We start from the raw sequence: 12,715 nt of genomic DNA on the forward strand, positions 1-12,715 counted from the left end.
AGTCATATCACGCAAATTTGCTTCTGCAACTTTTTTGTTTTCTTTTGGTGCTAATGAACGTATTTTATTAGCGTGTTTTTGTAATTCTGAACGAGCTTCAGTAATTGAATCTGATCCATCTAGTTTAGCTCTTTCTTCAGTTGACATTGCAGCAAGTTTAGCTGCTTTTTCTGCTTTTTTAGCTTCTTGAGCTGCTTTAATTGCAACTTTTTCAGCTTCATCTTTAGCTGCAGCTAATGCAGCTTCGTGTTTAGCTTTTTCAGCAGCTTCGTGTTTAGCTTCTTCTTCTAAGTTAGCTGCATATTTTGCTTCCATTGCTTTTAAAAAGTCGTGTGAATCAACTTCGTCTTTAATGATTTCTTTTGTTGTTTCTTTAATGTTTTTTTTAGGTGCTTCAGCTTTAACTTCAACTTCTTTTTTAACTGGAGCAACAAGTGGTTTTGCTGTCGATTTAGTTATTGGAGAATTTAAAGCTTTTTGTACAGCATTAACAATTTTTTCAAATTCTGATGGTTGAGAAATTGCTAATTCTGATAACATTTTTCTATTAATTTCAATTCCTGAAAGTTTTAATCCATTCATAAATTTTGAGTATGATAAACCAAATGGTCTAACAGCTGCATTAATACGAACGATTCATAATTGTCTAAAGTCACGTTTCTTTTGTTTACGCCCAACAAAGGCATATGCCATAGAACGTACTACTTGTTCATGCGCTTTTTTGTATGATGATTTTTTTAATCCATAGTAACCTTTAGCACGTTTGATTCAACGTTTTCTTCTTGCTCTAGTTACTTTTCCAAATTTTACTCTTGCCATATTTTCATTCCTCTCTCCCTATTAATCTTGTAATAAACCTTTTAAACGCTTCATATCTGTTCTATCAACAAAAGTTGATTTTTCTAATTGACGTTTTTGTTTAGTTGTTTTACCAGTAGCTCTATGAGATCTGTAAGCATGAGCACGTTTTAATTTTCCTGAACCTGTTTTTTTAACACGTTTAGCTAATGACTTTTTTGTTTTCATTTTTGGCATAATTTCAATTCCTCCAGTATTTCTATTTTCTAATTTTTCTTAGGCACAACATACATATCTAAAAATCTTGTGTTTAATTTAGCTTCTTTTTCAATTTTTGCAACATCTTCAATTTTTTTAAAAAATTTATCTAAAGTTGCTAATCCTAAATCTTGATAAGCAATTTCACGACCTTTAAATTTTAAAGAAACCTTAACACGATCTCCATCTAATAAAAATTCTCTTGCTTTTTTTGCTTTAGTATCTAAATCATGTTCACCAATATTCACAGTTAAACGAATTTCTTTGTTTTCTACTTTTGATTGGTTTTTCTTAAGTTCTTTAGCTTTTTTTTGTTGTTCATATTTATATTTACCAAAGTTAACAATTTTAGCAATTGCTATACCATCTGGTTGCAAACCAACTTGAAGAAGATCAAGCTGTAAAGATTCGGCTAATTCAATAGCCTCTCTTTTTGACATAATTCCTCTTTTATCACCGTTTTGATCAATAACAAAAATTTCTTTTGCTTTAATAAATCCATTAATTGGATCTTGATCTTTTTTAGCTGGTTGTCTTGAGTTTCTGTTTTGGTCCATTAAGTTCCCCCTGTGTAAATAAAAAATGTGCCGTTAAATAATTAGAAAGCACATTTTTTATAATATTTAAATTTATAAATAAGTATAATTTTGTCTACCATTTCACAAACTTGCTAATGGTGAGCATAGTGCTTCTTCTTTTTAACATAGTTATTTTACAATAAAATAGTCAATAAATGCAATTATTTTTAAATTTTTAATTAAATTTTTTAACATCAGAAATATATGGGTTTTCACGTTCTTTATTTCTAAATAAATTATTGTCATCACAAAATTTAGATAACTCTTTTTCTAATTTTTGTAATTGTTCTAATATTTTATCTTGTTTGTCATTAGAATTATTTTCATTATCAAGTTTATACTTTAAATCTCTAATTTGCTCTTCAATTTTGTATTGTTTCAAACGTAAATTATATCGAAGTTGCTTATTCTCTTTTGTTCACTTATTTTCAGGAATAATTGTTGTTCCGTGAAAATAGTCAATATCAACATGTTGGCAACCTACATGATGATACCCCATAGAAATAGCTTCGCTCATTGTTGTAACATTTTGACCAAATTCTTCCAAAGAAATTACCTTGTTTTCAAAAGGTCTACATAAAGAACAAGAATCCTCTCTTTCTTCAACATAAACTGTTACAGTGGACCTAATTGATTGTTTTTTTCCAAAACCATTATATATGCCTCATAATAAATTGTTAGAACTAGGCTTTAAATTTTTTGGAATGTCTTTTTGTTCTAATGATGGTGTATTTTTTTTGGTATTTTTTTTAAAGAACGGAATTATCATAATGATTGCAATTCCAACCACAATAATAATTAATAAACCTCATCAAGGTAATTGTCCAATATTCATATATTTAATTATTATGATCGTTTAAATGACCATAATACTCCTTTATTTCTAATGTTGATATTTTTTGCTTTTTATCGCAATCAACACATTTACCTAATTGATCTGTTGTTTCGTCTTCAAAATTAATTGCTTTGTTGAAAACAAATTTTTTGTAATCTCAACATTTTTTACAAAACATAAATAACCAATCATTATCATTATCAAAATTAAATGCCATACTCATCCTCTTTACAAAATAATTATAAAAAATAAATGTGGTTACACATTTATTTTTTGAAATATTTAATTATTTTTTAACTTTTAAATTTAACTGGTTTTTAATAGAATTGGCAACATGTTCAACATCTGAACCAACAATAATTTGTAAAGCTTCTTTACCTAATCTTTTTAGACCAAAAGCTCCTGATGCTTTTATTTTTGCATCATTAACTTTTGCATTATCTTTTAAAATTAAGCGCAAACGTGTTGAGCAGTTATCTACAGAAACAAAGTTATTTTGACCAATAGCATCAATTATGTTTGAAGCCATTTTGTCATATTTATCTTCTTTTTTTACATTTTTAGATACTATTTTAGTAGTTGATTTTTGTTCAACTGCTTTGTTATCAGCAAAAGCATCAATTGGACCTTGATATTCATCTTCTCTACCTGGTGTTTGAATATTTTTAGCTTTAATTACTCATGAGAATATTAAGAAGTATACTCCACCTGATAAAGTAATTAATGCAAATATTCATAATGGATTTGAAGTAATGTGGTAGACACCTTCATTATTTTGGGCAAATCCTCATGATTGCGCAAATGAAACTGCTAAATCAATTAATCCAGCACTAAATCCGAACCCTATTTGAATGTGCATTGCTGTCGTGATTGCAATAAAGATTCCAGTTAAGGCAGCGTGAATTCCTAACAACAATGGTGAAATAAATGCAAATGTGAATTCGATTGGTTCTGTAATTCCTGAAATAAACGAAACTGCAGCAACTCCTCCTAAGAATCCTGATACTTGTTTTCTGTTTTCTTTTTTAGCTGTGAAAATCATCGCTAATGCGATTGCAGGAATTCCACCCATCATAATTGGGAAGAAACCTGTTTGGAATAATCCTGATCCAGCAATTCCTTTAGCAAAAGCATTAATATCCCCATTAACTCATTGAGTTATTCCTGGATTTGCGATAATTCCACTACCTGGAGAAACAACTTCTCCATTAATTGGTAATTGGAATCAGAAGAATGTATTTAAAATTTGGTGCAATCCAAATGGTAATAACAATCTGTTTAAAATTCCGTATACTGCAGTTCCAGGAATTGCAACTGCAGGATTAGTTGGGTCAGCTACTGCTTGACCAAATTTCATTAAAGCTCATTGAATTCATGGTCAGAAAATTGCAAACGCAAAAGCTGTAGGGATTGAAACTACTAAAGCCATCATTGGCACAAATCTTCTTCCTCCAAAAAATGTTAAAGCTGTCGGCAATTTAATTTCTTTGTATTTGTTATATAAAGTTGCTGACAAGCATCCTGAAACTATGCCTCCAAGTACACCGATATTTAAAACATAAGCGGCTCCAATTACTGTTTTACCATCTGCACCCATTACTTTTACATAAAATAATGATGATCAAGTTCCATAAACTTCTTTTAATACTGGTTGCCCATTAACAATTTCTGCAACTTGATTATGTGAATCGAATGTTAAAACATTTTTATAAATCATTTCTGGTAACCCATGTTCTGCTGTCATAACCGCTAAGACTAAGTAGAAAACTGCTCCAACTAGAGCCACTTCTCCACGGTGGTCTTTAGCTAATCCAAAGGCAACTCCGATTGAAAATAACAATGGAAGATTATCAAAAACAACTGCACCCGGTTTTTGAATAATAAATGAAATTCAGTAACCAGCTTCATTAATAATGTTTCCAGAAGTATCGGTTGAATAAGTAATTCCTAATGCACCAAAACGATTCAAAATGGCAGCAAATGGTAAAACCGCAATTGGGAATTGTAGTGCTTTTCCTAATTCTTGCAAGAAGTTAAGCACTTTGTTTCCCCGAGATTGACCGTTTTTAATATTTAAAGACTTTTCTTTTTTAGCTCTAGATAAAAAAGAATTAGTCTTTATGTTTTTTATTGTATTTGTCATTTCTTTTTTTCCTTTCTAAAACAAGTATAATGAATAAAATATTCATTATTTACAAAATATTCACAAAATATTCATAATAAAAAGTTTTTTTTCCAAAAAAATTTCCAAAAAAAACTTTGGTCTAAACCAAAGCCCCTACGCCTACTGCTGTAAGTATTATTCCTGCGACAAAACCAACACCTATCAAAAATATATAAGTATAGTTAGATCAAAACGAAAACATTTGAAAACGCATTCTTTTTCTAGACGCTGTTTCTTTAAAATCACTTCTTTCATTTCTTTCTTTATTTTTTCTTTTTATTTTATATAAGAAAATTATTGCTATAGCCAAAACAATACATAGAATACCTCCAGCGAGCATTCCTCAAGCACCACCAATTGAAAGTGTTGCTAATAATCAAAAACTCATAATTCACCTCTTGATAAAAATTATTATATATAAAATTGAACGAAATAAAAAAACCTTTGCAGGTTTTTAAAAATATAAAATAAAAAATATTATTTTAAAATCGCAACAAGGTCACCTTTTTTAACTGCACCTTTTTTAACAATTTCTATTGTTTTTCCGGCAGTGTTTGTGAATACTAGTGGTGTTTTTATTGAAGGAACTTTTTTAGCTATAAGTTTCAAATCAACATCAACCAATTTGTCTCCTACTTTAACTTTTTGTCCTTGAGAAACAACACAATTAAAACCTTCTCCCTCTAAAGTAACTGTATCTAAACCGATGTGTATTAATAGTTCAACATCTGATTTATGTTTTATACCATAAGCATGTTTTGTTGGAAATACTGATACAAGTTCTCCATCAATTGGTGAAACAAATTCCCCGTTTGCTGGATCAAAGGCAAATCCATCACCCATCATTTTTTCTTTAAAAACTTCATCTTCAATTTTATCTAATCCAATTATTTTTCCATCAACTGGAGCAAAGATTTCGATTTGTTTATTTTTTTTGCTAAATAATCCCATTTGTTTTCTCCTTATATTTATTTATAAATACTTAATTATTATACTAATTTTTGAATAAAGAAAAACAATTATGTAACTCTATGTACAATATCTAACTCTATGTATAGTATTTAGAAACTTAATTACACTTTTATGTGTTAGTATTAGTATCAAAAGGAGAATAATTATGAATCACATACCAGAATATATTTTTGCAATCTCTACAAGTGTTCTTCTAATCGGATCACTGTTTGTTTTTCATAGATTTTGAGCAAAAACCACAAAAACTATTTGAGTGAGATTAGTTATTTTTGCTTGAATATTAGCATCACAAATTTGATTTTATGTTCACGAACAAATATTCAATAGTTCAATACCCGAAACTTTCATGTACTGAGAGTTATGCAATATTGTTACTTGATCAACATTGTTTTTAATGATCATGCCTTCTAAATTTCAAGTAGACATTTTTATGCCTTTGGCAATTATTGGTCCACTTTTAACAATAGTTGTTCCGACTGAAGAATCAACAGCGTTTGGATTTAACACTTTCAGATACTATAACTATTATTTCGGTCATCTTGGTGCTTTATTTGGATACTTATATATCTACTTATTCGATTACACAGGAGCAAGGTTAAATTGACAATCAATGCGAAGAACAACAATTTTTTCATTTGGATTGCTAACATTTGTTATGGTTTGAAACATGGCTTATTTACCAGAAACATCAAACCCCTTAAAACCATTGCCTGAAGAAGCTGATTTAGCATCATATTGAGGCCCTAATTATATTTACAGAGACATTATTTATAATTTGGGTTTAGGAAATTTAAGTTTAATAACTCAATACTTACTAATGATTTTTATTTTTGGACCAATGGTATTAATTTGAGGTTGAACTGCAATGTTCTTCGCAAGACCCATTTATGCAAATCATGGAACGGAAAAATTAAAATTCAATATTAAAGAAGATATTTTAAGCATCAAAACAACATTTACTAAAGATAATTTTAAAATGATTGCAGAAATAATTAAACAAAAAATTAGACCTTAAATTTAAGGTCTACTTTTTTTATTATTTATTATCCATAAATTTAGAAACTAGTTCAAGAACTTGTTCTTCTGTTTCTAATTGTAAAGCTTGTTCTGCTAAATTAGCAGTTTCTTTAGAATCTAATTTTGAAATAATAGATCTTGCTCTTAACATTGAAGTCGCTGACATCGAAAATGCATCTAATCCTAATCCTAATAATAAAGGAATAGCATTAGCATCTCCCGCCATTTCTCCACACATTCCAACTCAACGGTTTTGAGTATGTGCTCCGTCAATTGTCATTTTAATTAATCTTAAAATTGAAGGATTAGTTGGTTGATATAAATAAGTTACGTTTTCACTCATACGATCAGCTGCCATTGAGTATTGAATTAAGTCATTAGTTCCTATTGAGAAGAAATCTGCATATTTAGCAAATTTATCAGCATTAACCGCTGCTGAGGGAATTTCAACCATCATTCCGATTTGAACACCTTTATCATATTTAATATTTTCTTTATCCAGTTCTGCTTTGCATTCTTCAACAAAAGCTTTAGCTTTTTTAAATTCATCAATAGTAGCAATCATTGGAAACATAATTCCTAATTTCCCAAAGGCTGAAGCACGTAATAAAGCGCGGATTTGATCACGGAAAATATCTTTTCTATTTAGTGTAAATCTAATTGCACGATATCCTAAAAATGGATTCATTTCGTGAGGAAATTCGAAGTAAGATAATTTTTTATCTCCTCCAATATCCAAAGTACGTATAACAACAATTTTTCCATTCATTTGCTCAACAACTTTTTTATAAGATACAAATTGTTCTTCTTCAGTTGGAAAATGATCATTGTCCATGTATAAAAATTCTGAACGGAATAATCCAACACCTTCAGCTCCGTTATCAAGCACAGAATCAATATCATTTGGTGAACCAATATTAGCTTCAATTAATTTGGATTGTCCATCTTTACTTTTAGTTGGTTGATCTTTGAAATTTTTTAATTCAGCAATTAATTTTGCGAATTCAACAGCTTTATTGTTATATTCTTTAATTTCTGAATCGTTTAAATTAAATTCAACAGTTCCTTCTGTTCCATCTAAAGCTAAAAGTTCACCATCTTTAATATCTTTAGTAATTGTTTTTAATCCAAGAACAGCAGGAATTTCCAAACTTCTTGCCATAATTGCTGCATGAGAAGTTCTCCCCCCAATGTTGGTTGCAAACCCTTTAACGAATTTTTTGTCAAGTTGTGCAGTTTGTGAAGGCGTTAAATCTTCAGCAACAATAATAACTTCGTCTTTAATTGTTGATAAATCAATGATTTTAGCACCAACAATATGTTTAATTATTCTTGAAGCTACATCTTTGATATCAGCAGATCTTTCTTTAAAATAATGGTCATCCATTTGCGAAAACATTTCAAAATAATTATTAGTAATAGCTTGTGTTGCAAATTCTGCATTTATTTTTTCACCATTAATCATTTCTTCAATTTCTGCTTTAATTTGAGGATCATTAGCAATATCTTTATGTGCTTCAAAAATTGCAGATTTTTCTTCACCTAATTTTTTTAGAGTGTTTTCACGTAATGATTCTAATTCACCAATTGATTCTTCAATTGCTTTTTCTAATTTTAAAATTTCTTTATTTGTATCTGTTATAGTTTGTTTTGAAATTTTTATTTCTTCTTCAATTAAAACTAATGTTTTTGCCAAAGCAATTCCTTCACTAGCTCCAATTCCGTTAATTTTTTTACTCATCTTTTTCACCTACTAATATAAATTATAAAATGAAATTATAAATTTTGTTAGAAAAAATAGCACTAATAATGAGATAAACACAAAAAATTTTTGACTATTTTTTACCTTAAATTGGAAATTGTTATAAAATTAAATATAAAACATTTTTCTTGTATGCTTAAAAGCATTTTGAATCTAATTACAATTAAATTACGGGCTGTTCTAGTATGGATGATATGGATAGCTCGGTAATTTGCAAATTAATCAATGAATGGAGGAAACAAACAAATGTTAAAATTACTAACTTTTATAGTCGGTGGTGCATTAAATGTTAATGGAATAATGCCTTTAGTTAATCACGAAAATATTTCTTCTTTAAATCAAAATCAAGTTAAAAATGAAAAAGAATATTTTTGAAATGACGGACGTACAAGAGAAGAAAAAACAGTTATTGGTATTCCTAAAGCACCAAATTGACATACTGAAGAATACGCCAAAAATTTATTCACAATTGACTTAGGTAAAGAAAAACCAATAAATTCCATTTTATCTTTTATTGGCATAAAAAACGTTTCAGCTACAAGATGAGGTACAGAATTTGTTGCTGTAAAGAACTGAGATAAAGAAATACCAATTTTTATTGAAGAACAAAATAATATTAAAATTAAAAGTACTTCAGATTATTATTTCGGTAAATATGCTTCTATAAAATTTATGAAGGGCTCTCATCAATATATTTTATCTAGAATGGAATATTCTGTATATTATGGTTATACATGATATCAAGAAAATGGAAATTATTATATGCAATTCCTTTTAAATCAGATGGTTTCTATGTTTTCATTTGCTGAAGTTGTTAATTCTGTAGATATAGGAGCGGGATTTGTTTTAAAATAAAAACAAGATAAACGTAATAAAAAATAAATTAAATTCTCGAAGTGTGCGAAAAGGATAAGAAAATATTTTTATCTTTAAAATTCTATACTTGGAGAATTTTTTTATGATAAACAAAAACCAAGCAAATAATTGCTTGGCCATAAATTTATAAAAAATGTTTAATTTAAGTAGTATCTTAAAATCTATTTTTTGTACTAAATTGGAAATATGTTCATGATTCAATATAATTTAATAAAGAGATTTCATCTTTTAAAATTTTTCCGAGAAAATTATAAGTATTATTTTCAGGTTTAAAATTGTCCTGTAAAATGATTAAGAGTTCACCTTTATAACTTCCACCATTCTCGTTAATAACAACCACATCACCTTTATCAAAAATTTCTTTTGTATTATTATCAGGAATTTGTAAATTTTTAAAAACAACTCTAGACATTGTTGAACGAACAAAAAATTTTGTTACATCACCACGTCTAAAGTGTTGATCTCAAAATAAAATTGTTTTTTCGTTTTCAGAAATATATTTACTTAATTCTAATGATAAAGTTATTTCTTCGCGATCAATTAAAGATACTTTTTTTAACTCTTCTTCGCTTGCAAAAGCATTGCCAAAAGCAACAAAATCTACATTATTTGAGTAAAATAGGACTTTTGCTTGAACATCAACATCTAAACATCTTGTCATTTCTAAAGTTGGCAATTCATTGTTGTATTTAGCAGTTCCTAAAATTCCTGTGTGTGAACCAATAAAAGCTCCAACCGACATTCCTTTAGATAAATATCTTTGACTTGATTCTTTAAAAAAATCATATTCTAAACCAGTGTATTTTTGTGGATAAAAATTATGACATCCAGCAAGTCTACTTAATACTGGTTTGTAATCTAAAACATTATCAATAAAAGAATCATTGTTCGAAACATTTAATTGAATATCAATACCATATTTATTATGAGTAAGTGCAGCAATTTCTTTTGGTAAAACCGGAGAATCAAAACGAATACAATCAATTCCATATTCTTTTGCTTGTTTTAGATTATTAATTGAAATATTAATTTTTTTTAATGATTCATATTCTAAATCAGCAATAACATAGTAGTTTAATTCTTTTGCTTTTTTGATAGCTTTTAAAACTTTGTCAATATCAATTTGACTACTGTTAACCATATGAATAAAACTAACAAAGATGAATGAGTAACCATATTTTTTAGCTAATTCTAAATAATCTAAAGTTTTTTGTAAATCATTTTTTTCCGGATAAATACTTATTCCTATTTTTTTCTTAAACATGTTTCCCCCACAAAAAATAGGTGACATATAAAAGAGTCAACCTATAGTTTTATAATTTCTTTTTTAATTTTTCTTTTTTTGTTTTGCTCATTTTGTCTTTAATTCAGGAATTTTAGCATCACGTTTTGCTTTGACCTCTTTTGCTTCTTTATTGTATTTTAATTGTTTATCTAATGCCTTTTGCATTATATCTTTTTGACGAATGGCTAATTTTTGAGAATCGGTCATTCTTTTTGCTCAAAATGCATTTGTTTCTTCGGCATCTAAAACTACTAATTCACCTTTATTTATTTTATTATTAAATTTAGTTTCTGTGTCAGTGTTTCATTTGAATTCTGGATCATTATAGTATTTCATTTCCATATTATATTGTTCGATATTGTTTTCTTTTAATTTTTTAAAGTACAATTTATTGTCTAACAATACAAAAGGTAGATATAATAACAAGTCAATTCCAAAAATTATAAATGCTGGAAGTAATGCTCTAACATCCAATGAAGTAATCATTGCTCCTAAAAATCAAGGCGCAGTTCAAGGAGTTGCAACATAAGAATATTTAACAAAATTTAATACATCTGGAGAGAAAATTCAACCAACAAATAAGTTAATAATTGGAACCAATATAAATGGAACAACATACACTGGATTCAATATTAGTGGGAATCCAAAAATAGTTGGTTCATTAATTTGAAAAACTCCAGCAGGTGTTGAATATTTCGCAATTTCTTTTAAATCTTTACGTTTAGAGAACGATAATGTCATTAATAGAAGTCCTAAAGTTGCCCCAGATCCTCCAACATACATATATGCATCAAAGAAAGGTTTGGTAAATACACCCATGCTTTGTGTAGCTACAGCTGCATCATAACCCAATGATGTTACAAGCGCAGTATTAATTCCTAATACCATTCAAAAAATTGGTTCAAAAATACCAGCCATTAAGTTAGAACCATGTACTCCAAAGAATCAGAAGAATGAAACCGCAAAGACAAACACTATTGCAAGTCCTATTCCTCCAGAACCTGTAGCAAATCCAATAAATCAACTAGTAAAGAATTGATAAATTGCTGCTCCCATACCAAATTGATTTGGACCTAAGGCAACTTTAAACCAAGACAAAGTTGCAAGATAATTTGCGTTTTTACCAACAACAAAAATAATTTTTGCTTTGTCGGCTACTTCAGCAATTGCTGATCCTGAACCTGGTGCTCCTGAAAATGTTGCTATTGCAGTTGCAATAACTGATTGATTTTGTGAAGATTGTGAATTATAAAATTCTACAAATGCTTTTTGGTTAGTTCCTCAATTATCAGCAATTTTATTAATAATGTCGCTGTAATTAGCAAAATTTGGATTTGCCTTAAGAAAATCAGCTGCAACAAATTGTTTATTAAATAATTCTGCAAATTGACCAGAATCCATAACTGAATATGTATTAGCCGTAACTTTTAAATCACCTGTAACTATTGCTGGAGCTAAAACAATAACATTAATCATTGCTACAACAGATAATGTTATACAAACAGGTAAGAAAACCGCAAAAGATTTTCCTACGGCAGGCGGAACTCCATCTGGTAATTTAATATTAAGTGCCCTAACGCTAGACAATTTTATAAATAATTCTGTTGATAAAATTCCAAACAAAATTGCGGTAATCAAACCTTGAGCACCCATAAAAAATGTAACTTCTCCAAGTGAAGCCAACATAAATGCAGATCCAGATAACAAACCTGTTACTAACGGATTTTGAAAATTTCTAGATATTGCAATATAGTAACCTAGTAAGAATGAAAATCATATTGCCATCATACCTACAGTTACTGAATTAATTATTCCGAAAGCATAACCCATTATTTGTGTTGTTTGTGCTCATCCACCAGTTCCTAATACTTGTGCGTTTAAATCATTTCACGCAACATCAGGATTTGCTGCTTTTGCAAATAAACCAAGTAAAGAAACATAACCAGAACCTGCACCACCAAATATAATTGCGTTGATTAGTACACCAAGTGAACCTGCAATAATCAACGGAATCATAGTTCCAAATGAGTCTCTAATTGCCGCTAAATGGCGTTGATTACCCATTTTGGCAATTTGCGGAATAAATTTTTGCTGAAATCAGATTTTAAATCCTTGTGGATTATTTCTGCTGTTATCAGCATTAAATTTTTGGACCATATCTATTTAATCC

At 28.9% G+C, this 12,715-nt stretch carries 12 protein-coding genes and 1 pseudogene; 2 read left to right on the plus strand and 11 right to left on the minus strand.

Annotation, left to right across the window (positions count from 1 at the left end; genetic code table 4):
• Positions 1-462: 462 nt before the first annotated feature.
• The 8 genes and pseudogenes from rplT to ESOMN_RS02705 all read right to left on the minus strand — a co-directional run.
• Positions 463-819: pseudogene (gene rplT, locus ESOMN_RS02670) on the minus strand (50S ribosomal protein L20); the annotation flags it as partial.
• Positions 820-840: 21 nt separating this feature from the next.
• Positions 841-1,035, minus strand: coding sequence for a 50S ribosomal protein L35 (gene rpmI / locus ESOMN_RS02675; protein WP_024863423.1), 195 nt, complete (start codon positions 1,033-1,035; stop codon positions 841-843).
• 29 nt (positions 1,036-1,064) lie between these two features.
• On the minus strand, positions 1,065-1,616 hold the full coding sequence (gene infC / locus ESOMN_RS02680; protein ID WP_024863424.1) for a translation initiation factor IF-3: 552 nt from the start codon (positions 1,614-1,616) through the stop codon (positions 1,065-1,067).
• Between the two features lie 193 nt (positions 1,617-1,809).
• Positions 1,810-2,469 (minus strand): phage minor capsid protein, encoded by a 660-nt coding sequence (locus ESOMN_RS02685; protein ID WP_100608761.1) that lies wholly within the window; start codon positions 2,467-2,469, stop codon positions 1,810-1,812.
• A 4-nt stretch (positions 2,470-2,473) separates the two neighbouring features.
• On the minus strand, positions 2,474-2,686 hold the full coding sequence (locus ESOMN_RS02690) for a hypothetical protein (protein WP_024863426.1): 213 nt from the start codon (positions 2,684-2,686) through the stop codon (positions 2,474-2,476).
• Between the two features lie 69 nt (positions 2,687-2,755).
• Positions 2,756-4,612: a PTS transporter subunit EIIC gene (locus ESOMN_RS02695; protein ID WP_024863427.1), complete on the minus strand. Its 1,857-nt coding sequence runs from the start codon at positions 4,610-4,612 to the stop codon at positions 2,756-2,758.
• 121 nt (positions 4,613-4,733) lie between these two features.
• A complete protein-coding gene (locus tag ESOMN_RS02700; protein ID WP_024863428.1) occupies positions 4,734-5,021 on the minus strand; it encodes a hypothetical protein in 288 nt (95 codons plus the stop codon).
• 89 nt (positions 5,022-5,110) lie between these two features.
• Positions 5,111-5,584 carry a PTS sugar transporter subunit IIA gene (locus tag ESOMN_RS02705; protein ID WP_024863429.1) on the minus strand — a complete coding sequence of 158 codons (474 nt, stop codon included), beginning with the start codon at positions 5,582-5,584 and terminating at the stop codon, positions 5,111-5,113.
• Between the two features lie 166 nt (positions 5,585-5,750).
• Here ESOMN_RS02705 and ESOMN_RS02710 point away from each other — a divergent pair, with 166 nt between their 5' ends.
• Positions 5,751-6,620, plus strand: coding sequence for a TMEM164 family acyltransferase (locus ESOMN_RS02710; protein WP_024863430.1), 870 nt, complete (start codon positions 5,751-5,753; stop codon positions 6,618-6,620).
• Positions 6,621-6,641: 21 nt separating this feature from the next.
• Here ESOMN_RS02710 and ptsP read toward each other — a convergent pair whose 3' ends face one another.
• Positions 6,642-8,363, minus strand: coding sequence for a phosphoenolpyruvate--protein phosphotransferase (ptsP, locus tag ESOMN_RS02715; protein WP_024863431.1), 1,722 nt, complete (start codon positions 8,361-8,363; stop codon positions 6,642-6,644).
• Positions 8,364-8,630: 267 nt separating this feature from the next.
• Here ptsP and ESOMN_RS02720 point away from each other — a divergent pair, with 267 nt between their 5' ends.
• Positions 8,631-9,239: a hypothetical protein gene (locus ESOMN_RS02720; RefSeq protein WP_024863432.1), complete on the plus strand. Its 609-nt coding sequence runs from the start codon at positions 8,631-8,633 to the stop codon at positions 9,237-9,239.
• Between the two features lie 175 nt (positions 9,240-9,414).
• Here the strand turns inward: ESOMN_RS02720 and ESOMN_RS02725 are convergent, their stop codons facing one another.
• Both ESOMN_RS02725 and ESOMN_RS02730 read right to left on the minus strand, forming a co-directional pair.
• The gene (locus tag ESOMN_RS02725; RefSeq protein ID WP_024863433.1) at positions 9,415-10,524 is read right to left on the minus strand and encodes a MupG family TIM beta-alpha barrel fold protein; all 1,110 of its coding nucleotides are present in this window, start codon (positions 10,522-10,524) and stop codon (positions 9,415-9,417) included.
• A gap of 63 nt (positions 10,525-10,587) precedes the next feature.
• Positions 10,588-12,702, minus strand: coding sequence for a PTS sugar transporter subunit IIC (locus ESOMN_RS02730; RefSeq protein WP_024863434.1), 2,115 nt, complete (start codon positions 12,700-12,702; stop codon positions 10,588-10,590).
• Between the last annotated feature and the right edge of the window lie 13 nt (positions 12,703-12,715).

The organism is Williamsoniiplasma somnilux (genome assembly GCF_002804005.1).
In the GTDB taxonomy this organism is placed as follows: Bacteria; Bacillota_I; Bacilli_A; order Mycoplasmatales; family Mycoplasmataceae; genus Williamsoniiplasma; species Williamsoniiplasma somnilux.